Source organism: Robertmurraya siralis (assembly GCF_005502275.1).
GTDB lineage: Bacteria > Bacillota > Bacilli > Bacillales > Cytobacillaceae > Robertmurraya > Robertmurraya siralis.
The window spans coordinates 1-22,238 of the sequence record NZ_SWLZ01000005.1 but is presented as its reverse complement, the minus strand read 5'-3'; the positions used below and the strand labels follow the sequence as shown (position 1 = coordinate 22,238).

General features: G+C 40.2%; 24 protein-coding genes. 5 read left to right on the top strand and 19 right to left on the bottom strand.

The features are described from left to right. Positions 1-266: 266 nt before the first annotated feature. Entirely contained in the window at positions 267-2,339 is a 2,073-nt protein-coding gene (locus FCJ93_RS08605) for a transglycosylase domain-containing protein (RefSeq protein WP_137743453.1), read from the top strand. 487 nt (positions 2,340-2,826) lie between these two features. Here the strand turns inward: FCJ93_RS08605 and FCJ93_RS08600 are convergent, their stop codons facing one another. Then, positions 2,827-3,342 (bottom strand): YwhD family protein, encoded by a 516-nt coding sequence (locus FCJ93_RS08600; RefSeq protein ID WP_137743452.1) that lies wholly within the window; start codon positions 3,340-3,342, stop codon positions 2,827-2,829. Positions 3,343-3,364: 22 nt separating this feature from the next. Further along, entirely contained in the window at positions 3,365-4,021 is a 657-nt protein-coding gene (locus tag FCJ93_RS08595; RefSeq protein WP_137743451.1) for a site-2 protease family protein, read from the bottom strand. Between the two features lie 264 nt (positions 4,022-4,285). On the opposite strand from FCJ93_RS08595, the gene FCJ93_RS08590 reads away from it, so the two are divergent. Further along, the gene (locus tag FCJ93_RS08590) at positions 4,286-4,471 is read left to right on the top strand and encodes a 2-hydroxymuconate tautomerase (protein WP_137743450.1); all 186 of its coding nucleotides are present in this window, start codon (positions 4,286-4,288) and stop codon (positions 4,469-4,471) included. 110 nt (positions 4,472-4,581) lie between these two features. Here the strand turns inward: FCJ93_RS08590 and FCJ93_RS08585 are convergent, their stop codons facing one another. The 3 genes from FCJ93_RS08585 to FCJ93_RS08575 all read right to left on the bottom strand — a co-directional run bounded on the left by FCJ93_RS08585 (position 4,582) and on the right by FCJ93_RS08575 (position 6,830). Then, entirely contained in the window at positions 4,582-5,094 is a 513-nt protein-coding gene (locus FCJ93_RS08585) for a YwgA family protein (protein WP_137743449.1), read from the bottom strand. Between the two features lie 15 nt (positions 5,095-5,109). Continuing rightward, positions 5,110-6,408: an HD domain-containing protein gene (locus tag FCJ93_RS08580; RefSeq protein ID WP_137743448.1), complete on the bottom strand. Its 1,299-nt coding sequence runs from the start codon at positions 6,406-6,408 to the stop codon at positions 5,110-5,112. Positions 6,409-6,605: 197 nt separating this feature from the next. After that, entirely contained in the window at positions 6,606-6,830 is a 225-nt protein-coding gene (locus tag FCJ93_RS08575) for a DUF1450 domain-containing protein (protein WP_095312200.1), read from the bottom strand. A gap of 270 nt (positions 6,831-7,100) precedes the next feature. Between FCJ93_RS08575 and FCJ93_RS08570 the strand changes: the two genes are divergently transcribed. Beyond that, on the top strand, positions 7,101-7,799 hold the full coding sequence (locus tag FCJ93_RS08570; protein WP_137743447.1) for an RsfA family transcriptional regulator: 699 nt from the start codon (positions 7,101-7,103) through the stop codon (positions 7,797-7,799). A 236-nt stretch (positions 7,800-8,035) separates the two neighbouring features. Here FCJ93_RS08570 and FCJ93_RS08565 read toward each other — a convergent pair whose 3' ends face one another. Together FCJ93_RS08565 and pta are read right to left on the bottom strand one after the other, a co-directional pair. Beyond that, positions 8,036-8,872: a lipoate--protein ligase family protein gene (locus FCJ93_RS08565; RefSeq protein ID WP_095312205.1), complete on the bottom strand. Its 837-nt coding sequence runs from the start codon at positions 8,870-8,872 to the stop codon at positions 8,036-8,038. A 217-nt stretch (positions 8,873-9,089) separates the two neighbouring features. Further along, positions 9,090-10,067, bottom strand: coding sequence for a phosphate acetyltransferase (gene pta / locus FCJ93_RS08560; protein ID WP_095312208.1), 978 nt, complete (start codon positions 10,065-10,067; stop codon positions 9,090-9,092). A gap of 539 nt (positions 10,068-10,606) precedes the next feature. Between pta and hemQ the strand changes: the two genes are divergently transcribed. After that, positions 10,607-11,353, top strand: coding sequence for a hydrogen peroxide-dependent heme synthase (gene hemQ / locus FCJ93_RS08555; RefSeq protein WP_095312211.1), 747 nt, complete (start codon positions 10,607-10,609; stop codon positions 11,351-11,353). 534 nt (positions 11,354-11,887) lie between these two features. Then, entirely contained in the window at positions 11,888-12,346 is a 459-nt protein-coding gene (gene gerQ / locus FCJ93_RS08550; protein ID WP_095312215.1) for a spore coat protein GerQ, read from the top strand. A 186-nt stretch (positions 12,347-12,532) separates the two neighbouring features. Here gerQ and FCJ93_RS08545 read toward each other — a convergent pair whose 3' ends face one another. The 12 genes from FCJ93_RS08545 to FCJ93_RS25415 form a co-directional block, all read right to left on the bottom strand. After that, positions 12,533-12,904, bottom strand: a complete 372-nt coding sequence (locus FCJ93_RS08545) for a DUF423 domain-containing protein (RefSeq protein ID WP_095312261.1) — start codon at positions 12,902-12,904, stop codon at positions 12,533-12,535. Between the two features lie 130 nt (positions 12,905-13,034). Then, positions 13,035-13,289, bottom strand: a complete 255-nt coding sequence (locus FCJ93_RS08540; RefSeq protein ID WP_095312218.1) for a YwdI family protein — start codon at positions 13,287-13,289, stop codon at positions 13,035-13,037. 283 nt (positions 13,290-13,572) lie between these two features. Continuing rightward, on the bottom strand, positions 13,573-14,280 hold the full coding sequence (locus FCJ93_RS08530; protein WP_170211277.1) for a uracil-DNA glycosylase: 708 nt from the start codon (positions 14,278-14,280) through the stop codon (positions 13,573-13,575). Then, the gene (locus FCJ93_RS08525; protein WP_137743444.1) at positions 14,273-15,037 is read right to left on the bottom strand and encodes a DUF4230 domain-containing protein; all 765 of its coding nucleotides are present in this window, start codon (positions 15,035-15,037) and stop codon (positions 14,273-14,275) included. Before FCJ93_RS08525 ends, FCJ93_RS08530 begins: the two co-directional genes overlap by 8 nt. A 239-nt stretch (positions 15,038-15,276) precedes the next feature. Further along, entirely contained in the window at positions 15,277-16,296 is a 1,020-nt protein-coding gene (locus FCJ93_RS08520; protein WP_095312229.1) for a thiazole biosynthesis adenylyltransferase ThiF, read from the bottom strand. Positions 16,297-16,504: 208 nt separating this feature from the next. Beyond that, the gene (gene moaD / locus FCJ93_RS08515) at positions 16,505-16,738 is read right to left on the bottom strand and encodes a molybdopterin converting factor subunit 1 (protein WP_137743443.1); all 234 of its coding nucleotides are present in this window, start codon (positions 16,736-16,738) and stop codon (positions 16,505-16,507) included. Next, on the bottom strand, positions 16,731-17,195 hold the full coding sequence (locus tag FCJ93_RS08510) for a molybdenum cofactor biosynthesis protein MoaE (RefSeq protein ID WP_095312234.1): 465 nt from the start codon (positions 17,193-17,195) through the stop codon (positions 16,731-16,733). The genes moaD and FCJ93_RS08510 overlap by 8 nt, the downstream gene beginning before the upstream one ends. Positions 17,196-17,216: 21 nt before the next feature. Then, positions 17,217-19,133, bottom strand: a complete 1,917-nt coding sequence (locus FCJ93_RS08505; RefSeq protein ID WP_137743442.1) for a molybdopterin biosynthesis protein — start codon at positions 19,131-19,133, stop codon at positions 17,217-17,219. Positions 19,134-19,144: 11 nt separating this feature from the next. Then, positions 19,145-20,374: a molybdopterin molybdotransferase MoeA gene (locus FCJ93_RS08500; RefSeq protein WP_137743441.1), complete on the bottom strand. Its 1,230-nt coding sequence runs from the start codon at positions 20,372-20,374 to the stop codon at positions 19,145-19,147. A 7-nt stretch (positions 20,375-20,381) separates the two neighbouring features. Further along, the gene (mobA, locus tag FCJ93_RS08495) at positions 20,382-20,993 is read right to left on the bottom strand and encodes a molybdenum cofactor guanylyltransferase (RefSeq protein WP_137743440.1); all 612 of its coding nucleotides are present in this window, start codon (positions 20,991-20,993) and stop codon (positions 20,382-20,384) included. A 34-nt stretch (positions 20,994-21,027) separates the two neighbouring features. Beyond that, positions 21,028-21,825 (bottom strand): formate dehydrogenase accessory protein FdhE, encoded by a 798-nt coding sequence (locus FCJ93_RS08490; protein WP_137743439.1) that lies wholly within the window; start codon positions 21,823-21,825, stop codon positions 21,028-21,030. Between the two features lie 114 nt (positions 21,826-21,939). After that, a partial coding sequence (locus FCJ93_RS25415) for a cytochrome b/b6 domain-containing protein (RefSeq protein ID WP_328591998.1) occupies positions 21,940-22,238 on the bottom strand: 299 nt, incomplete at its 5' end.

Here is a 22,238-nt window from a genome sequence, read left to right as displayed (position 1 = left end):
TAGCATCAGACAACAGTGTCTCTTCACTATGTCCAACTTGGGATGCAGCTGTTGGATCTGCAGTTGCTATTATTCCCCAACATTTTGCAAACATGAGAAAAGTATAGTTGAATCTAGCAAAAATGCAAGAAAAAAATTAGAAAATCTGCCGTCCGCTAAACCTTTGCTTAATAGAATTGTAAATTTTCGACTTTCATGTTTAAAACGATGCCATTTTTTTCATACTAGACATAACGAATAAATAGATGGCAAGGGGGGATGAAGCAATGGAACTTATGACAGATCAAAGGTTTAAGAGAACGCTAAAATATTTGCGAGCCCTACTCATTATCGGCTCAATCTTCCTAGCTTTTGCATTGATCGTTTATGTGAGCATCCTTATTTATGCGAAAATTCTAGGCCCTCCACCTTTGGCCGTTCCACAATCATCACTCTACTATTCTGATGATGGAACAATTATCGGAGAAAGCCATAGCGGACAAAAGCGATATTGGGTTGCGCTTGAGGATATTGCTCCAGAATTGGTCGATGCCACTTTAGCCATTGAAGACCGGAGTTTTTACCGACATCATGGCTTTGATTATAAACGAATCGCCGGAGCGGTAGTAGCGGATATTAAAGCGATGGCGAAAGTGCAAGGTGCAAGCACGATCAGTCAACAATATGCACGGAATCTGTTTTTAGAGCATGAGAAAACATGGAAAAGAAAGCTATTGGAAGCTTTTTATACGATTCGCATTGAGATGAATTATACGAAAAATGAAATATTGGAGGGCTACTTAAATACAATCTATTACGGTGAAGGTGCCTACGGCATTCAAGCAGCCAGTCAGTTTTATTTTGGAAAAGATGCTGCCGATCTTAGTTTGGCGGAGGCGGCGATGCTAGCGGGAATTCCTAAGGGACCAAGCCTTTACAGCCCTCTAGCCTCCATGGAGAAAGCAACGTCTCGTCAACAGCTTGTTTTAAAAATGATGGCCAACAACGAACTGATCTCAGAGGAGGAAGCTGCTGCTGCGTCACAAGCAAAGCTTGACATTATTGGCGAACATAGTCACTCCATCGGAAAAATTGCTCCCTACTTTCAGGACGCGGTTAAAAGTGCCTTAAAAAATGTTCTCCATTTAGATGAACGTACTATTGAATTGGGAGGCCTAAGAGTCTATACAACACTCAATACAAAGCAACAGGAGGATGCAGAAAAAAATATTGATAAGTTAATTGCGACAGATTCCGAGATTCAAGTCGGATTGGTGGCCATGAATCCTGCCAATGGCCATGTGAAGGCAATGGTTGGCGGTCGCGATTATGAGAACAGCCCTTTTAACCGGGCAACACAGGCGGTGAGACAACCCGGTTCGACGATGAAACCTTTTTTATACTATAAAGCGATTGAACAAGGGTTTACCCCGTCGACAACGATGCGCAGTGAAATTACAACTTTTAAATTTGATTACAATCGAGCAGATTACACTCCGCACAATTACAATAATTTGTATGCAAACAAGGAAATTACGATGGCTCAGGCACTCGCTCTCTCTGACAACGTTTTTGCCGTGAAAACCCATTTATTTTTAGGCGAAGATGCTTTAATAGAAACAGCGAAAAGATTAGGAATTTCAACAAAATTACAGGAGGTTCCATCATTGGCACTCGGCACTTCAGGAGTGCGGGTCGTCGAGATGGCCAATGCGTACAGCCACTTTGCCAACGGTGGAAAAAAGGTCACACCTGTGTTAATAACAAGAGTGGAAAACCATCGCGGCGATGTTATCTATGAGCATAATCCAGTGGATGAAGAAGTATTGCGCCCGGACGCAGCCTTTGTCACGACTCATATGATGACGGGAATGTTTGATCGTAAATTAAATGGTTATACAAGTGTAACAGGCAATACTGTCATTAATGATATGACGAGAATCTATGCCGGTAAATCAGGTTCGACCAATACCGATAACTGGATGATCGGCTTTACTCCACAGCTTGTCACCGCTGTATGGACAGGCTACGATCAAGGAAAACCGATTGAAATCGTCGCTGAAAAAAGCTATGCAAAAAACATTTGGCTTCATTTTATGGAAGATGCTCTTGCAGGTGAAGCAGTTAAACCGTTTAAAGCACCTAAAGGTACAGTCGGCATCTATATTAACCCGGAAAATGGAAAATTAGCGACAAAAGACTGCCCTGTAAAACGGCTCACCTATTATGTAGCCGGAACGGAACCAACCGAATATTGCATTGACCATATTCTCGAAGATGAAGAGCTCCCTAAAAAAGAAGCCCCTCATGATCATGAGGAAAAAGTACCATGGTATAAGAAAATTTTTATGTGGGGTTAAATGAGTGCTGGTCTTTGATTGTAGTGAATGGAGTAACTTTTGCTCCATATGGCTAAGCGTGACGTCCAATTCACAAAAAATAAATAATTGTGTCCATCGGATGACTGCCACATGCCACTCCATCCGCCCTACATTTCTTAAATAACTTATAGAAAAGCCTCGAACCTTTAATAAAGGCCGAGGCTTTTCTTGTCCTAGTTTTATAGCGTGTTTCGCTGACCATAGTGTACTTTTTTTATAGAAAAACAGCAAGTCCTCTTAGAAAAATTCAGAAAACCGTCACATTTTAGACACAATTTCAATAAAGCCTGTACTGTTACGCTTAAATCAAACTTTTTATCCAGTCCAAAGTGAAGCAAAGTCAAAAATAATAGCTATCATCATTGAAAGCATTTGACGCATTACCACGCGAAGCTTTAGAGGAGCGGAATGACCATGGTAGATAAAGAAATGGTAGACAAGCAAGCACCAAAGAAAACGGCGGTTATCAACCGCCTGATACCATTAAATCATCCTTCAACTGTTGGGATGACCTCTCCCACATATCTTCATTATGTGACCTTAGAAAGTCAGCTAAAACCCGTTTCGATTTCTCATCCATATGCTCCACAATAATATGGCGCTTCAGCGATTTATCCATACGATTCACATGTTCGGGAAGGGATTTATACCCTCTGCGAATTTCCTGATCAACAGTCATTTCACAAGCAGTAACCCCTGCATAATAAGGTCCTTCTTCATTGCGATCGATGGTGACCCATACTAACCAGTAAGGCTTTCCGTTCGGAACTTCCTCTTTATTTTTTAAAAATTTAATTCGTTTTTCTACTGCACTTCGGGCATGCAATGCTCCAATATCGACGACCGCTTCTCCTGCCTCAACATCAATAATAACTGGTGAAATATTATCTAAACTTAAAGTTCCAACACCAAATCCTTTATGACCATCCATCGGATCGCTTTTAATAATATTGAAACCAACCTTTTTTTTCTTCTCAGTCATCGGAATTCCTCCCTTTCAAGCATTATGTTAATAAGTAATAGAAAAAGTCATTTAGTCCTCCGACAATTGCCGGGTAAAAAGTATTTAAAATGGGGTGAATCGTATATTGATCCAACGGAGTAATGACTAAAATTAAAAAAATAATGGAGCCGTATTGTTCGAACTGCGTCAGCTTCGGTCGAACGGTCGCAGGTACTAAATCCTCAATAATACGATAACCGTCGAGGGGTGGGAACGGCAATAAGTTAAAAACAAACAAGAGCAAATTTAACTTAATAAACATATCAAGAAACTCTGACACATAAATAGGCGCTTCTACAGCAAGTCCTGTTCCCACAAGGACATACCAAATAATAAAGCCGATACAGCCCATAACCAAATTACTCAACGGCCCTGCAATTGAAACCATAATACTCGCTAGGCGCGGCTTTTTGAAAAAGAAACGGTTCACAGGGACAGGTCTTGCCCAGCCAAAACCGGCAATAAAAATGAGGATCGTACCAATTGGGTCAAGATGATGAATGGGGTTTAACGTTAATCTCCCTTGATTTTTCGCTGTAGGATCACCAAAACGGTACGCTACATAGGCATGGGCAAATTCATGTACCGTAAATGCAACCATTAAGGTAATCACCACATACGGAATTTGATTTATGGGAAATGCTAAAAATTGTTCCAACCGTAAAACTCCTCCATATTCATTTTATGTATTCAATCTCTTTCCTACACAGTTTGCCAAAATATTTAATGTTTGAGATATATGACAGCCGCCACTTATCTAGTTAGTTATTGGTGACTAATAAATAAAAGAATTTATTCCATTTAAAGTATACATGATTCTTTTCAGAAAGGGAAAAGAGGAAGTTTCACAGCTGCCCCTTGCATATCCACTGAAAATATGGAACACTACTTGTGATTGAATTACATAAGAGGAGGAATGATCATGCCATACGTAACAGTGAAAATGCTTGAAGGTCGTACTGAGGAACAAAAAAAAGCGTTGGTGGAAAAAGTCACTGAGGCGGTAAAGGAAACAACAGGAGCTAAACAGGAAAGCATCGTTGTCTTTATTGAAGAAATGTCCAAAAATCATTATGCCGTTGCCGGGAAACGTTTAAGCGATCAATAAGCATTATTAAACATTACAATAAAACACTGCACGAACATTAATGTCTGGTGCAGTGTTTTTTCCTAATTTAACGTAAAAGCAGCTATATGCTATTACTTATTTTAATTCCTCTATGCGTGAGGCTTGGCTTTTTGGTGGAGCTGTTCAATATATGCATATGCTTGATCGATTTCTTCCCCCGTATAATTTTGCTTCTTTTTAAGAGTATGAACTTTTTCCTCGACCTCTTTTCTATCGAGGCTGTCAAAATAAAGAATGGTCGATACAAGTTCAAGAAATCGTGCACTTTGCTCATTCATGTCGGTCATGCAATCCTCAAGGCATGGCATATCAATTTCATTTAAACTAAGAAACTCTTTACCTGTTTCCGTTAATGTATAACGATATTGATAATATCCACCTTTATTCTCTTTCACTTCATCGACAAAACCCATATTACAAAGCTCTTCCATGCGTAAGGTCAGTTCTTCTGAATATGGCCCGTAAAAATGAAATTGAAATCGTTCCTGAAATGGGAATGTTATTTTCTTCGCAATATATATCATCTTTTGCAGCTTCTTCCGACCAGTTATTTCACCTGAAGCGGCAAGTGCTTGCATCAGCTTGGCATGATCTTTTAACAAGACAAGGTCAACTCCTTATAATTCTAAAAGCGTTCGTATTTGCTTTTTTATATTTTTCTTTGTCGTATCATCGATTAATAAATCCTCTGGATAATAGAGCTTATGATCGGTTCTTCTTTTTCCAGAAATCGCATCGACAATCTCAGACTCACGGGAAAGTTCTCGAATGTCCCCATTGCCCATAAGTAGTTGAATAGGAAGCCTCTCCTCCTCTTCTCCTGGTCGATAGAAGTCATAAGGAAGGTCCGATGAGGAATCGACAACTAAATAATATTCTGGGTCCAATCCAGCCTTGATAAAAAGCGTCGAGAGTTCTGCCAGCTTCTTATATTCCTTCGCAGGATCAAATTCCACATACTTAAATAGATTTCGATTCACAAATCGCTTACATAAATCGCTTAATATGTCATCCTCTTCATCCTGCCACATTTGAAAATAGTAGAGTATAATGGATTCATCCAACTTTAAATAGTCTTCTAAGGTGAGAGTGTCTTCAAAAATGGAGGTAAAATGGGTTGGTTCTTGCTGAAAAATGTATTGATCATGGTACAGTTCTTTTGCTCGGTGCAAGATTTTCGTCAAAATGACTTCCGCACTCCGAGTCACAGGGTGAAAGTATACTTGCCAGTACATTTGATACCGGCTCATAATGTAATCTTCTACAGCGTGCATCCCAGTTTTTTTAATGACGACCTGATCCTCATGGGGGCGCATCACACGCAAAATTCTTTCCATATCAAAATGACCGTAGCTCACACCGGTAAAATAGGCATCTCTTTGTAAATAATCCATTCGGTCTGAATCGATTTGGCTCGAGATTAAACTGATCACAATTTTGTTCTCAGACGTCTTTCCAATTACCTCTGCCACACGTTTTGGAAAATTGGGCTCCACTCTGGAAAGGACAGTATTCACTTCCGTGTTCCCTAAAATAATGGCCTGGGTGAAATATTCATGATCGAGGGCAAATACTTTTTCAAAGGAATGGGAGAAAGGACCATGGCCAAGATCATGAAGTAACCCTGCGCAAAGAGACAGCAAGCGATCCTCTTTATTCCATTTCGGCCTATCGACGAAAACATCATCGACAATTCTACGGATAATTTCATACACTCCTAGAGAATGATTAAAACGGCTATGTTCTGCGCCGTGGAAGGTTAAAAAGCTTGTCCCTAATTGTTTAATTCTTCTAAGCCTTTGAAATTCCTTTGTACCGATCAAATCCCAAATCACTTGATCCCGAACATGAACATAGCGGTGTACAGGATCTTTAAATACCTTCTCTTCCTTCAGCTTTTGCTCAGCGTAATGCATTTTCTACCTCCTTTCCACAAAACATTCCGGCATCGATTCTAAACAAACTTATCTAATAATACATTATATCCTTGTTCCATTTACAGATCATTACAAAATGAGAAAAACAGAGAAAATTCGACAAAAGTCCTATAATCAAAAAAAAATCACCTTTAATGAAGATGCAAGAAAGGTGATTGAAGTTTGGAAATAACACATTATTTTTTTAATTTTTTATTCACTTTTTCCATTAATTCCTCTTCTGTTAACGCAGCCAACGGACGATTATTAACAAAAGCAAAAGTCTTCTTTCGCCCAGGGCCACAATAAGATTGACAGCCAATATCAATTGTCGCATCGGGATCGATGGCTTTTAGTTTCGGAATCAATGTTTTTAAGTTCACGGCCTGACAATCATCGCAAACTCGAAATTCGTTTGCCATAGTATTACAACCCTTTCTATCAATCGATCATCTATACGGATATAATTATACTTTTTTGCCAATCATAAGGCTTAAATAATGAATTTACACATTCGCCATTTTACCTCTTCTCTTAGCCGATTGCAAGTTCACACATCTCTATCGATTTGGAAAAATTTTAAAAAATCTACTATCCTTTTAATCACTTTTGTATAAACCTTTGCAAAACTGGTCATCCTGTGACTAAGCACGATAAAAAATTAGAATTAAACACATAAGGGGTTGAAAAAAATGAAGGTTCGTCAAGACGCATGGACAGACGAAAATGATTTATTGTTAGCAGAAACTGTACTAAGACATGTACGCGAAGGAAGCACACAGTTAAATGCATTTGAAGAGGTTGGTGATAAGCTTAATCGAACTTCGGCAGCATGTGGATTCCGGTGGAATGCAGTTGTTAGACATCGCTACGAAAAAGCGCTGCAGTTAGCAAAAAAGCAACGCAAACAAAGGCAAAGAATGCTAGGGAAGGAACAAGGTGGAAAAAAGAAATTACTATATTCACCGCCCACTCCTTCGATGGACGAGATGACCTTTTTGTCTCAAACAGCAGAGACAGACGTACAACCAAGCGGCGAAATGAGTGTAGCAACACCTGTTGCAACACAAACATATACTGGACAACTAAATTTGGAAATGGTGATCTCCTATTTACAGAATCTAGATAGTTCTAATTTTCAGGTTGATATATTAAAAAGTGAGAATGAAAGATTGAAACGTGAAAATGCCGAAATGCGTAAAACAAACCAGGAACTGCAAGCAAAAATCGAGCAGTTGGAACAAAACACTGTCACCATCCAAGAAGATTACGAGACCCTCATGAAAATCATGAATCGGGCAAGAAAACTTGTTTTATTTGAGGAGGAAGAGCGTCCTGCCTCCACATTTAAGATGGATCGCAATGGAAATCTAGAAAAAGTAGCTGAGTAATGAAGTAATGGGACGAAGAATACGTCTGAACTTAGCCATAGGCCTCGTTTAAACAAAATGGGTGATAAATCTTTTATTGGTTCATGTTGTATGAAACCTTGATTTCGCACATAAGCCAAGGAGCATCACCGACATATGACAAAGCTTATCGATAAAAAGATTTTCTTTCAAGGAGAAGGGTTGGTAACAATATCTTTCTTAAGAAAGCCGTAGCAAAACAAAATGCTACGGCTTTTTTACTGTCCGAAAAGGATCTTTTGATTGCGTTCGACTACCCTTTCATAATAACTCTGATATAGCGGCAGTTCTTCTTTAGTTAAGGTTCCTGCATATAAATGTTCACTTTTCTTTCGCAGAACTTGCAATAAGCGCAACATGACATCTTCTACCTTTAAATTCTGGTGCGTTAATTCTGCTAATGAGGCCATAACAACCGGATTAATTTCTGGATATTCAAACTTTGTTTCAGAATGCCTTTTTCCTAATCGATAAAACGCTTGAATGAGGTGAGCCCGTTCACCTCCGCTCCCATTGACACAGAGATAAATTTGCACAGCAACTCCTCTGCGCAAACGTCTTTGCGATATGCCAGCGAACTTTTTTCCGGCAATGCTTAAGTCATAGCTACCGGGGCAATATGAGCCGACAATTTCCCGTGCCTCAATTTCTACATTTAGATCGGCAAACATCGCTGCAACTAATGTGAGCATTGCATCATAGCCGCGATTTATATCTATGCCCTTCTCTGTTTCTGGGAAAATAAGCGACACATTTAAGACACCCTCGTCGAGGACAACTGCCAACCCACCTGAATTTCTCACAATGTAGCGGTAACCACGTTCCTCCAAGTGCTTCAATCCATCCGTTAAATACGGCAGCTTCGTATCCTGTATCCCCAAAACGACCGTATTATGATGAACCCAGGACCTCGCTGTTGCTGGTGACAGGCCTGATCCAACCGAAGCACATAAACAATCATCCATGCCAAAAGATTGAAGAGCATTTACATGCAAGCCAACAACCGATTGGTCTATCACTCGCCACACTTTTTGACTTAATAAGTCTTCCTGCATCCCTTTGTTTTCTCCTTCTACTCGCTTTTATTGATCCATTTATTATATTATGTTTTCTTTTTGATGAAAAAACAACACATATAAGGGAGGCAAGTTAAAAGCTTGGCTCCCTTCGGCAGAAATAACTGGCAAAAGGGTATCCCATTAAGCATCTGCCCCTGTGGAATACCCTTTTGCTCTTCTTGCCACCTCCCTTAAAGAAAAGGCAGCAAAGAAATTATTGTTCTAAAGCTTGCGCCGCAGTAATAAGAGAAAGCTTGTATACATCTTCTTCATTACAACCTCTTGATAAATCATTAACCGGACGATTTAATCCTTGAAGAATTGGTCCTACCGCTTCAAAATTTCCAAGGCGTTGCGCAATTTTATAACCAATGTTTCCAGCTTCTAAGCTTGGGAAAACAAATACATTTGCGTCACCTTTAAGAGGGGAATTTGGCGCCTTTTTCTCCGCAACTGACGGAACAAAAGCAGCATCAAATTGGAACTCACCATCCAAAACAAGTTCAGGGTTTAGTTGTTGAGCTATTTTAACCGCTTCTGATACCTTTTCAGTTTCCGGTGATTTTGCTGAACCTTTTGTTGAGAAACTTAGCATTGCTACGCGCGGATCAATATTAAACATTTTCGCTGTAGCTGCGCTCTCAAGAGCTATTTCCGCTAAATCTTGACTGTCTGGGGAAATATTAATCGCACAATCAGCAAAGACATATTTTTCATCGCCACGAACCATGATGAATACACCAGATGTCTTTTTCACTCCTGCTTTTGTTTTAATAATTTGTAGTGCCGGGCGAACGGTGTCCGCTGTTGAATGAGCTGCACCACTCACTAGACCGTCTGCTTTATTCGTATGTACAAGCATCGTTCCGAAGTAATTTTCATCTAAAAGGATTTTTCTGGCATCCTCTTCGGTTGCCTTCCCTTTTCTTCTTTCAACAAAAGAAGCAACTAACTCCTCCATATGCTCATAAGCTTTCGGATCGTAAATTTCCATTCCGTTTAGGGAAGCTTTCAAGCTTTTTGCCTTCTCTTCAATTTCTTCAACGTTCCCAATAAGAATAGGTGTTAATACTTTTTCGTCTGCTAATCTAGCTGCTGCTGCAATAATTCTTTCATCCAAGCCTTCTGGAAAAACGATCTTCACTTGCTTGCTGCTTACCTTTTCTTTTAACGCTGAAAATAGATCACTCATATGTCATCCTCCTTATATTTAGGCTCTGTTATATGTCGGTGTTGATTTTTTGCCCATTTCTCTCCTACCTTTCAGTTATACTGAAAGGCATGTGAAACTTTGGTTTCACATGCAATGAGCCCAAAATCATTTTAACAACAATTCTATTTAACAAAGCTTATATTTAAAAAATAATTTCAATTATTCATCTGCTTAAACCTATCTATATTTTTTCACGGGGCAAAAAGAGCCGCCTTCATTAGCATACCCTTCTCATATAAATTTTCAAGAAGTCAAGCAAATGAGAACGTTTACTTCATAAAAGTTTATATATTCTTAAAAGTTGAATATTTAAATGTTGAGTTTCTTTTTTACTATTCACAAAAAATCATGGATTTAACCAACTAAAATTCCCTTATTTCCCCTGAAATGGAAATGGTTTTCACATTCAAGGTTTATTCATATTTTTAATGGTGAAACTATGTTATAGTAATTTTAATTAGTGAATCGATTTCTATTGAAATCGCCACATTTTAGTATATATTTTAGGAGTGATTAGTATGAGTGAAGCGGTTAAAACGCTCGATGGTTGGTATTGCCTACATGATTTCCGTGCAATGGACTGGACGACTTGGAAAATGATATCGCCAGAAGAAAGACAAGCAGCCATTCACGAGTTTTTAGGTCTAATCGAAAAATGGAACCGTACACAAGACGATAAAAAAGGGAGTCATGCACTATATACGGTTGTTGGTCAAAAAGCAGATTTTATGATGATGATTTTACGCCCAACAATGGAAGAATTAAATGAAATTGAAACAGAGTTCAACAAAACAAAATTGGCTGAGTTTACAGTACCTACTCATTCGTATGTTTCAGTGGTAGAGTTAGGCAATTATTTACCATCTGATCAAGATCCATACCAAAACCCTGAAATTCTGGCTCGGCTTTATCCAACGCTTCCAAAAGCAAAATATATTTGCTTCTATCCAATGGATAAGCGCCGCCAAGGGGAAGACAACTGGTACATGCTTCCAATGGAAGAAAGACGCAGCTTAATGCGCAGCCACGGGATGATCGGACGAAGCTATGCTGGTAAAGTAAAGCAAATCATTACTGGTTCTGTTGGTTTTGATGACTATGAATGGGGTGTAACGCTTTTCTCTGATGATGTTCTCCAGTTCAAAAAACTTGTTTACGAAATGCGTTTCGATGAAGTGAGTGCACGTTACGGAGAATTCGGTTCATTCTTTGTTGGAAACATTTTAGAAGTTGACCGAATTGAATCATTTTTACACGTAAATTAATTATTTTCGTACAAAGGGCGTCTTAAAAGCGAAGGCTTTTGGGCTGCCCTTTAAAAAATTATACCCTGAAATAAATCATTATGTAGACGTTCCCCGTTATTAGAACAATCTTCATGAAATCCGTAGAAAATGATGCGTGCACTTAAATGCGCGCATAAAATTGTGTATTTTTGCGGTATAATGCTGCTTCAGTAAAGACGACACAATGACCTTCAGTAGGCTCCAGTTGCTCTTTAGTACATACTAAAGATCCTTTTTTGCCTTAAATCTTCTAATTTCATCATAACATTCCCAGCTTGTCTGTTGTCATAAAAGAAAAAATAGAATCATAACTATTCATTAGGATCTAATTTATCATAGCTTTCATATGTAAAAAACGAACATATTCTTCACATGGAAAAATATATATAGTGATAGCTCAACTTTTTTCTTAATAGCAATGCTTCATTAATGAAGATCCGTCCAAAATCGTTTCGTTTTTTGTCTAGTGTAAGAAAATATTAAAATTACATTCATATTTAGGAGGGAAGTCAATTGACGTACAATCCCAATTCTTATTCAAAAACACCCTATTATGGATACCAGCAGCCCAACTACGGATATGCCGCTCCGACAGGTCAAGCACCGACAACGCCTCCTGTGCAGACAGGAACCATGTTTCCAACTGCCGGAGGACAACAGCCGACACAGCAGATTCCAGGAATGCTGCCGCTGGAACAGTCTTATATTGAAAACATTTTACGTTTAAACAGAGGGAAATTAGTCACGGTGTATGCAATGTTCGACACAGTATCTGCTGAAGGTCCATCAACACGAACCTTTAGAGGAATTATTGAAGCAGCTGGAAGAGACCATCTGATTATTAGTGATCCGGAGTCTGGAACGCGCTATCTGATTCCAATGGTTTACTTCGGCTATGCCACATTTGATGAGGAATTAGAGTACGACTATCCATACGGAGTACCAGGGGCAACCGCCTACCCTCCGAGATAAAAAAGCGTATGCACCATCTTAAAACTTTATGAAAAGGCTTTGTTAAACAGAGTGGTTGATAAAACGCTCATTTCGTGTGAAACCTTAGTTGCGCTCGCCTTTCAATATATATTGAAAGAAAACATGAGCCCAAAATTAACATTGAAAGTCTATGTAAAAACGGGAACTCCCTTGAGGTTCCCGTTTTTACATTATTTTTACAGCTGCAATCACAAGCAATAGCCACGCTGCCAAAAAGGCTATACCACCCAATGGAGTAATTGCCCCGAGCACGGATATTTGCGTTACAGCAAGGATGTATAGGCTCCCCGCAAAAAGAATGATTCCGATAAACATGAGCCAACCAGACCACGTTAAGAGCGCACTTGCAGGATATTTGCCAAGCAGTAGTGCAATAATAAATAAGCCTGTTGCGTGAAACATCTGATATTTAACCGCTTTTTCCCAAATATTTATATATTTTGGTTCAAGCTTCCCCTCTAATCCATGCGCTCCAAAAGCACCTAATGCGACTGCTAAAAAGGCATTTATCGCACCTAAAATAATTAATATTTTCATGTTCATTCTCCTTTGACGCAAAAATTGCAAATTTTGATGAATAGAATGGCGTTGTTCCTTAACCATTATCAGCACTCTCCATTACAATGCAGCTCTTGCAAATTAAGCGGCACAGAGCAATGCTAAGCGTTTAAAAATCAAACAGGGAATCACCGTTTGCTTCATCGTCTACTTTCATTTTTGCTGGCTGTTGGTATTGAACTGCCCGCTGAGGTTCTATTATAGGTGCTGGGGATTGTCGACTTGTCTTCTGCTCCAATACCAACTCACACAATGTTTTAATCGCATAGATCTTTTCTCTTGTTCGCACTTCCGAGTCGCTTTGTTTCGCCTGCTTTAATTCTTCCTCTATTTTACCAAGCAATGATTGCATCGAAATATTCATCTTACCACCTCACAGTTATCTACTTTACCATATCATATCTTACAGAACTGGATTTTCAAAAAAGACCTAGATTCCATGAGGGAAACGAACAACGCAATGCTTATTTCTTCTCGTATCTCAAACAATTATGTCCTGAAGCTTGCAAAACCTCTTGAGAAGGAAGCCTGCTTGTTTTAAATTGGAACGCCCGACAACCCTTCGGAAATTTCTTATCCCACGTAACGTAAAAATGTTTGCAGGCAAAACAATTGATTCGTTCTTCCTTCAATATCGTCAACCCTTTTCATTTTAACTCATTTTCTACTGTTATTTCAGAAACAAAGCTCAGTTCCCAATCAATTTCTTCGCTTTTGCTTTTTTTCAATAATTGATTTATTTGCGAGAACGGCCTACTTCCAAAAAAGCCTCTATGAGCCGATAAAGGACTTGGATGGGAAGAAGCAATAACAAAATGCTTCTGCTCATCAATCAGACTCCGTTTTTTTTGAGCCGGCTTCCCCCAAAGCACAAAAATAATCGGAGTTTCCCTATCATTTAGGCATGTAATAATCCTATCCGTAAACGTTTCCCAGCCTCTTCCTTGATGGGAGTTGGCCTCCCCTGCTCGAACCGTTAGAACCGTGTTTAAAAGGAGAACGCCTTGCTCCGCCCATTTTTTTAAATAGCCATGATCTGGAATGTTACAGCCCAGATCTGCCTCAAGCTCCTTGTAAATATTTTTAAGTGATGGCGGAATCGGAACTCCGGGTAAAACAGAAAAGCTCAATCCATGTGCTTGATTTGGACCGTGATAAGGATCCTGACCTAAGATCACAACCTTCACATCATCAAATGAGGTTAAGTTAAGTGCCTGAAATATATTTTCTTTTGCTGGATAGACGTTCGTACGATCATATTCCATTCGCACAAAATCGATCAGCTCTTGAAAGTATCGCTTTTCCATCTCCGATTTCAATTTCTCGCGCCAATCGCGATGCAAGAGACTATTCATGTTCATAGTGTACGGTCACCTCATAGCCCATTTGTTCAAAAAACTTCTGCAATGTTTTTTCGGCATTTGCCTCAGCCATTTGCAACAGCCCCTGTGCCATCGCCTCTTCCTTCACGAGTTCCTTCGCTTCTGCAGCCAGTTCAAAAGCTTCCTCCCAATTGACCTCCGCACGAAAAATTCCTTCGACCGAAAAAGCTTGTACATGATTAAAATCTAATGCTGGCTCTTGAATAATGGTCGCAGAAGGCAATGTGATTTCTAGCGTCTTTTCTTCTTCGTCTATTATTAAATTCTCGGCAGCCACATTTTCTAAGTCTACTCCTGCAGTCACCGTTCCAGGTACAACTAATAATAACTTTCTTTTTGTCCCAGGAATATTCGTTGAAATTTCCTTCCCAAATAGCTGGTTGTCCTCTTTTTCAATCACGGCCTTTACAAATGCTTGGGAAGAGGCAAGTGAAGAGAGCTCCTTCATCTGTTCTATGAAACTACCTTTTTCCACCTTTGCTTCTGCTCCAGAAAAGAGCTTAAAAGTTCCAATTCCAATTACAGTTCCAACCAATAATAGCGCAACTAAAATAACGATTATTTTCAAATACCACTTCCGAAGACCTACTTTTAAAAAGCCTTTAAAAGTTGGCGTTCTTTTATTTATATCTAAAGCAGCCGTAGTTGCCGTCTGCTCCTTACCTTGCTCAAGTTCATTCATGATTGCATCAAGCTGTGCCAATATTTTCTCATCATCTCTCTTTTCCATTATCCTCGCCCTCCTAATCCTATGTCCTTCTACCTATTATAAAGGAAAAAGAAAGAATCGATAAGGTTAATAGATTTTCCATTTCGTATAGATTGGCAGCAATACTGCTGCACCAACTTCTTAACCGTTAGGTCTTGTTATATTGACTCATTTCGAGGGTGTCCCACAAACTTAGCTTTCAGGACACCTCTTTTTAAAAAACCTCCTTGCCATTACAGCAAAGAGGTACATCATTTACATTATCCAAGCAATCTTTGGTAAATGGAGCGGGCCTGTGCTAAATCTTTTGTTCCATGGATAAGGGCTCGTCCATCTTTAAAAATCACGATTCGATTAGCTTCCATTTCGATTGATAATAAGTATGGATTTCCTTTCACTTCATAGTGAATCGAGCTTAAATGAGCGGCGAGCTCATTGAGATCCACCTCTCCTTCCTTTGACGGACGGATCTGCACCGTGTCTCGACCACATAAAACTTCTGATTTCATCAGATTCTCTCGACTTAAGTATGGATACGTTCGCTCACTACCACAGGATAAGCAGCTTTCATCCTTTGCTCTCGACATTTTCATGCTGCTATATTGATTCCTCCATAAATCGAAGCTGACGAAAGAGTGACGCAGTGCCTCCCAGTCTTCCACGAGAATTTTTAATGCCTCAGCCGTTTGATGGGCCACAACCATCTGCACAGTTGGGGCAATAATCCCAACTGTATCACAAGTCATTCCCTGTACAGGAAGAGACTTAAGCAGGCAATTAAGACATGGCGTCTTTCCAGGGATAATCGTGAAACTCATCCCAAAGCTTCCTACACAAGCACCGTAAATCCAAGGAATTTGATATTTATGGGCAATATCGTTAAGCGCCATTCTTGTCTCAAAATTATCAGTTGCATCAAGGATGAGATCGACGCCCTTCACGAGTTCATCAAGCATTTCAGGAGTCGCATCACCAACTACGGCACAAAGCTCTACATCAGAGTTAATCGCTCTTAATCGCCGTTCTGCAGCCACAGCCTTCGGCAGTTTTTGTAGCACATCTTCCTCCGTATAAAGCTGTTGTCTCTGGAGATTGCTTGCTTCCACATAATCCCGATCGACAATCGTTAATTTCCCAACCCCTGCCCGAGTCAATATTTCACCATTGCTGGAACCGAGTGCGCCTGCACCAATCATGAGAACATGCTTTGCTCGCAGCTTCTCTTGTCCATTTTTCCCAATCGGAGCAAATAACATCTGTCTTGAATAGCGTTCGTACATCACTATCCCTCCTTTCCAGGTAGAAAAAACTGCCCAACGGACAGTTTAAATGAAAATCATTCTAAAAGGCTGATTGTAAAGCACACACACCCTTGAGAAATGCGAAGTTACTCTAACAGGGCATATATGTAACTTTACAATGAAAGCAATTTGTATCCAGACAAAGGCAAGCAACGAAAAATGCGAGCGTTCGTCATCTGTCTGGAAATTAACCTCCGCTCACAGGAGGAATAAACGCAACTTCATCGCCTGCTTCAATAACATTCTCATTTGAAGCAAATTCTTCATTTATCGCTGTCATCGCAGAGTCAAGCTTCTGAAGGTTATATTCCGCTGCAAGTAATTCCTTCACTTCAGCAACTGTTCTCCCCGCTACATCGATGCGAATATTTTCTTCACCAACCTCATCCTTTAAATGAGCGAAAAATAGAATTTTATTCATATAAATCCTTCTCCTCTGGTTTTCCTGTAGGATATGCAACCTTTTCGAGCTGATCACCAATCCACTCTTCTCCGTCCTCCCAATGCTCCTTCTTCCAAATGGGAACGATTTCTTTAATTCGCTCGATCGCATGGCGATTGGCTTCATATGCATCAGCACGGTGAGGGGTTGACACAGCAATCACTACCGCTACATCGGTAATGTCTAATCTCCCAACACGATGGGTGATAGCTACCTCCGCGCCTGGCCACCGCTCTTTAATTTCATCACCAATTTGCTCAAGCTTTTTGACAGCCATTGACTCATAGGCCTCATAAATTAAATAAAGGGTCTTTTTCCCCTTCGTTAATTCCCTGACTGTCCCAATAAATGTCGTAATTGCCCCTGCATTGCGCTGTACAACCTTATCAATTACTGCTTGTATATTAATTGGTTCTTTTGCAATTTCAAAATTCATCTTCTAGCACCCTCTTCAACGTCATTGTAAATTCCTCGGCTCCGCATTTACTACAACAGAATAGCCACCAATTGCCTCCACTCTAGCCTGAAACTCCTTTGACTGAATGATGCCTACTAATTGCTGCCCTCGGTCACTTTCAAAGAAAGACTTCGTCATGAGCAGATCGTACTCTTCATCAGCGATCGCAATAAAATCTAAGCCCATCGCCTTTGCTGCCGGGTAAATTCCAAGACCGACCGCTTTCGGACTGCCCTTCACCTCAGCTGCAACACTAAGATGGGAAAACATCTCCCGATCATAACCATTGATTTGTTCTGGCTCTATCCCGTGCTCTCTTAATAATAAATCAAATAAGATTCTCGTGCCGGCACCTTTTTGACGATTTACGAACAATGCTCCTTTTTCGGCAATATCAGAAACATTTTCGATATTTAACGGATTTCCTTTTGGCAGAAGCCACCCTTGCTTCCGTCTCAAAAAAGGGTAAAGAACGACTTCTTGCTCCGCAAGAAACTTCTTCACATAAGAAAGATTATATTGCTTCGTTACAGGATCCAATAAATGAACCCCTGCCATGTGAGCTTCCCCTTTTCTGATTGCCATAATCCCAGCCATACTTCCGACATGTGAGGAAATAATTTTGGCACTGTTCGATTGTGCTCGTAGGTAAGATGAGAGAATATCAATGGTTAAATCGTGGCTGCCATTAAACACCACTGCGGATTTTATTTCCTCCTCGGAACGAAGAAGCTCTATTTCAACATATTCCCCTTGTTCATACCCCAATTGTTCAGAAGGGACAACTAATAACCCGTCTGCTTTCACAAGAGACATTGTTACTCCTGCCGCTCTTGTTAGGGGATTAGCAATATATTCGCCTCCTACATAGCCAATCGTCATGCGCACAAAATCTTCGGCCCCCATTGTTGAAACAATCCTGCGCCCAAGTTTTACCCTTAACGTCTGCCTTTTCGGTTCTGTTGTTCCTAAATATGCACAAACAAGCGGGCGCACGAACCATTCAAGGGATAAATACGCGGAGACAGGATAGCCTGGAATTCCAACGACAATAGTGTCTTTTATTTTCCCTAAAATAACTGGCTTGCCCGGCCTTGTAGCCACACCATGGGTAAACACTTCTCCAAGCTCTTTGATTAAATGAACAGTATAGTCCTTTGAACCTGCTGATGAGCCAGCATTGATGACAACGATATCGGAAGTTTCGACGGCATGTAGCAAAGCTTGCTTAATTTCTTCCGGTTGATCCTTTACAATATCATGCAGGATCGGGGCCCCGCCCCACTCATAAATGTAGTTGGCGATTACAGAACCATTAAATTCGATTAATTTTCCTGGTTCAGCCCCTACACTCGGAGCAATTAATTCGTTTCCCGTTGGAATAATCGTTACAACAGGCGGACGCATCACCTTAATTTTTGTCGTTTGCGACGCCAATAATACCCCTATATCTACCGGTCTAATTTTATGTCCTTGCGAAAAAAGCATTTCTTCTTGGACGATGTCTTCACCTATCGGACGAATATGCAACCATGGAGAAGCCGGTTCAATAATTTCAACGACATCCTCCGATAACTCGTCCACATTTTCAATCATAATCACTGCATTGTATGGAGAAGGAATAATATTTCCTGTGTCCACATAGACAAAATCTTCATTTCGTTTTAGCTGAATTGGATTCTGTTCATGAGCCAAAAAAGTATCCTCAGCCCTTACAGCAATTCCATCCATAGCAGAAGCATGGTAGTGAGGCATTGAATTTAATGCAAATACTGGCTCCGCTGTTATTCTTCCTAATGCCTTATTGCTATCAATCCACTCCGTTTCCCTGCGCGGACGAAAATGGGTGAGAAGCTCTTCTACTGCCACTTTTCGAGGTTTATCCTGGAGGTATACTTTTCGTTTGTATTTTTTCATTGTTCCACACCTCATTGAAATAATATAACAGGTACTCGCTCTCCTTTATGGATCCCTTCACTCTCGGAAGCAATTTCCAACATCCCATCACTTTTTACAAGAGTAGAGATGAGCCCTGATTTCCCCAAAATCGGCTCGGCATACCATTCATTATTTTCTTCAAAAAGTCGAATGCGAATATAATCAGTACGACCTGGAGCAGAAGGGATATTTTTTGTTACCTTCGCAAAGGTGAGACTCAAATGATTCACGCTTCCTCCTCCAAGAATATCGAGAATCGGTTTGCCAAATAACGAAAAAATAATCATCGCTGAAGCTGGATGTCCAGGGAGACCAATAATCGGTTTTATTCCTGCTTGTGATAAAATCGTTGGTTTTCCTGGTTTAATTGAAATTCCATGGACATATACACCCGGATCTCCCAATGCTTCTATCACCTCGACCGAATAATCCTTCGTTCCCACTGAACTGCCACCTGTAAGGATAAGACAATCCGAAATATCGAGCAATTCTCTCGCTCGTCTTTCCAATTCATCTCGGCTATCTTCGACAATCCCGCCATAAATAAAATCAAGCCCCCATTGCTTAACTAATGAGCCAATGGTTGCCCCATTCATATCACGGACTTCTCCCATTCGCAAATCTGGCGACTCCATAGGAACAATCTCATCTCCCGAAGATAAATATCCTACCACCGGCTTTCGCCAAACTGAAACTTGATGAATTCCTTGGGAAGCAAGAGCGCCAATTTCTTGCGCACGCAGTTTAGTTCCTTTAGCTAAAAGCACCGCACCTTCTTTTAAATCTTCTCCGATTGATATTAAATTTTCCCCCGGTGCAACTTGCCGATATAAATTCAAAAGGTGACTTATTTCTTCGCAATGTTCAATCATAACAACAGCATCACTGCCATCCGGAAGCATTCCTCCAGTTGGAACATACATCGCTTCTCCGCTTTGTATTGGCCTTTCTGGCACCTGTCCCATCTTTACTTCCCCCACTACAGTTAAAAAGCCTGGCATGCTCTCTGATGAGCCAAATGTATCCTTAGCTCTAACAGCATAGCCATCAACAGAAGAACGGCGGAAATTTGGAACATTCTCTCGTACAGTTATATCTTCAGCTAAAACGAAATGAAGTGCATGATCGAGAGGCATTGTAATGGCCTCTGTCAGCGGTTTTACCATCTTATGAATTAACTTTTGAGTTTCTTCCACTGATTTAACCTGGAAAAATTTCATATCATCTCTACCCTTTGCTTATGCCATTTTTCATACTCATCTTCTTGGCCTGCTCATACTCTTCCGGATGATTCATATTAAATAAGTCAGATTCACTCAGCTTAATGCCGTAATCATTCAATTCTTTTTCATCCATTATTTTAACATGAATATTCCGAAACATCCCTCTTATCCGCAATTGCTTCTGTTCCAGCGCTGCTTTTGCCTCTTCTTTTACTTCCTTTCGATAAGCGGCAAATAAAGGATGGATCTTATCAGAAATTTTAGGTACTGCTACTTGGTACTCTGCCAATTGCCCAAGAAGCACGGAACCAAGTTGCGCCGAAATAAACGGCATATCGCAGGCAACAAGCAAATTTTGCTCTGTTTTAGTTGCGCTTAGTCCAGCATGAATACCTGCAAGCGGCCCCATACCCTTCCACTCATCTTCCACCATGGGAAGATTTAAAAAAGCATAATCTTCAAACGAGTTAGTAACAATGATAATGTTGTTAACTATCGAATCTAGCTCTGCCACCACATGCTCAATCACAGATTTTCCGTCTATCCTTAATAATGCTTTATTGGTACCCATTCGACTCGATTTACCGCCGGCTAATATTATTCCTGTCGCTTCCATTTCTCCACCTCATCAAAAACATAAGCTCCGTATATTAATTTACTTTCGTATCGTCAGGCATACCATATCCGTTTTCTTGCGCAATGAAATCTAAATGAATGGATTTAATATCAAGAAGGGCAATGGAGTCCTTTTTGATCATTTTGCGAACATCAATTACCTTTGTATAGCCGTTGCAGTCATGACAAACATGAATCTCCGCACTATCATCCTTTTCAACCTTGAGGATTTCCAATTTTCCAGGTTCCTCACTGCCGCAATGGGCACAGTTAATTTTTTTCACTTCCCAAGCATAATGACAGCGGGGACAAGTAACTTCTTTTCTTCCTTTTTTGTTAATAATAGCAAGGCGAGGAGCCTCTCCACAAGCTGGACAGCAACCATGAACATCAGCTTTTTTTAATTCGTCTCTTATTTCAGCGGTAGCTCTTTGGAGAAATGGACGGATCGCGTGCTCAGCCACAAAATAAGGAAGCCAGCTTGCAATATGATGTTCTTCTGCAAATGCTTGAAAATAACGCTGATGAACAGTTAGCACCTCGGGATGCCACTGTTCCAATATTTTTGTTGAAATTCTTGATTTTAACGCTTTAGTATCAGCCTCAAGTGAAGGCTGCTTCTCTTCTAATAGTGTAAGCAGTTCTTCAATAAAACGATGATATTGTTGAAAATCGACCGACAGCTGCACTTGAGGAAGCACAGGATACTGGGTCAATGCCCTTACTTGTTCTATATCGATCAACTTCTCGGCCTCTAATTGCTGACTCCATTTATCATTTAACAATTGAATCTGTTCTTCCAATTGTTGATATTCTTTATTGAGCACATTCATATTATTCACCTCTTCATTAATAGAGGAAAGGCTACCCAAAAGTTGGGTAGCACTTTCCACATCATGATCATTCAATAGCCCTCTATCCTGTTATCAAGTTTCGAATGGTTCTTCTTAGGCATGCTTTTTTGATTTCTTCTTTTCTTCTTCCTTCAATTCATCGTACCAGCGACCATGATGATGTTCTGCATAATCTTCCGTTACATCACCCTTGAAGATGCCACGCAAAGATGGTTTTGCTAGTGCCACGGACATATAAATATGGCCGATCGCTACCGCCGCAGCAAGACCAAGTCCAATATTATGAATAGGGTAGGCCCACATGATGATTCCCTTTGCGAAATATTGCGGGAACCACATGACAAGACCCGAACAAATCAACATAATCGTCGTAATGATCATGAGCCAAGAAT

Bases quoted from the DNA above. Each gene is read 5' to 3' on its own strand.
- FCJ93_RS08605 (WP_137743453.1), top strand. From the start codon at position 267: ATGGAACTTATGACAGATCAAAGGTTTAAGAGAACGCTAAAATATTTG.
- FCJ93_RS08600 (WP_137743452.1), bottom strand. From the start codon at position 3,342: ATGACTGAGAAGAAAAAAAAGGTTGGTTTCAATATTATTAAAAGCGAT.
- FCJ93_RS08590 (WP_137743450.1), top strand. From the start codon at position 4,286: ATGCCATACGTAACAGTGAAAATGCTTGAAGGTCGTACTGAGGAACAA.
- FCJ93_RS08580 (WP_137743448.1), bottom strand. From the start codon at position 6,408: ATGCATTACGCTGAGCAAAAGCTGAAGGAAGAGAAGGTATTTAAAGAT.
- FCJ93_RS08575 (WP_095312200.1), bottom strand. From the start codon at position 6,830: ATGGCAAACGAATTTCGAGTTTGCGATGATTGTCAGGCCGTGAACTTA.
- FCJ93_RS08570 (WP_137743447.1), top strand. From the start codon at position 7,101: ATGAAGGTTCGTCAAGACGCATGGACAGACGAAAATGATTTATTGTTA.
- FCJ93_RS08565 (WP_095312205.1), bottom strand. From the start codon at position 8,872: ATGCAGGAAGACTTATTAAGTCAAAAAGTGTGGCGAGTGATAGACCAA.
- pta (WP_095312208.1), bottom strand. From the start codon at position 10,067: ATGAGTGATCTATTTTCAGCGTTAAAAGAAAAGGTAAGCAGCAAGCAA.
- hemQ (WP_095312211.1), top strand. From the start codon at position 10,607: ATGAGTGAAGCGGTTAAAACGCTCGATGGTTGGTATTGCCTACATGAT.
- FCJ93_RS08545 (WP_095312261.1), bottom strand. From the start codon at position 12,904: ATGAAAATATTAATTATTTTAGGTGCGATAAATGCCTTTTTAGCAGTC.
- FCJ93_RS08540 (WP_095312218.1), bottom strand. From the start codon at position 13,289: ATGAATATTTCGATGCAATCATTGCTTGGTAAAATAGAGGAAGAATTA.
- FCJ93_RS08530 (WP_170211277.1), bottom strand. From the start codon at position 14,280: ATGAATAGTCTCTTGCATCGCGATTGGCGCGAGAAATTGAAATCGGAG.
- FCJ93_RS08525 (WP_137743444.1), bottom strand. From the start codon at position 15,037: ATGGAAAAGAGAGATGATGAGAAAATATTGGCACAGCTTGATGCAATC.
- FCJ93_RS08520 (WP_095312229.1), bottom strand. From the start codon at position 16,296: ATGTACGAACGCTATTCAAGACAGATGTTATTTGCTCCGATTGGGAAA.
- moaD (WP_137743443.1), bottom strand. From the start codon at position 16,738: ATGAATAAAATTCTATTTTTCGCTCATTTAAAGGATGAGGTTGGTGAA.
- FCJ93_RS08510 (WP_095312234.1), bottom strand. From the start codon at position 17,195: ATGAATTTTGAAATTGCAAAAGAACCAATTAATATACAAGCAGTAATT.
- FCJ93_RS08505 (WP_137743442.1), bottom strand. From the start codon at position 19,133: ATGAAAAAATACAAACGAAAAGTATACCTCCAGGATAAACCTCGAAAA.
- FCJ93_RS08500 (WP_137743441.1), bottom strand. From the start codon at position 20,374: ATGAAATTTTTCCAGGTTAAATCAGTGGAAGAAACTCAAAAGTTAATT.
- mobA (WP_137743440.1), bottom strand. From the start codon at position 20,993: ATGGAAGCGACAGGAATAATATTAGCCGGCGGTAAATCGAGTCGAATG.
- FCJ93_RS08490 (WP_137743439.1), bottom strand. From the start codon at position 21,825: ATGAATGTGCTCAATAAAGAATATCAACAATTGGAAGAACAGATTCAA.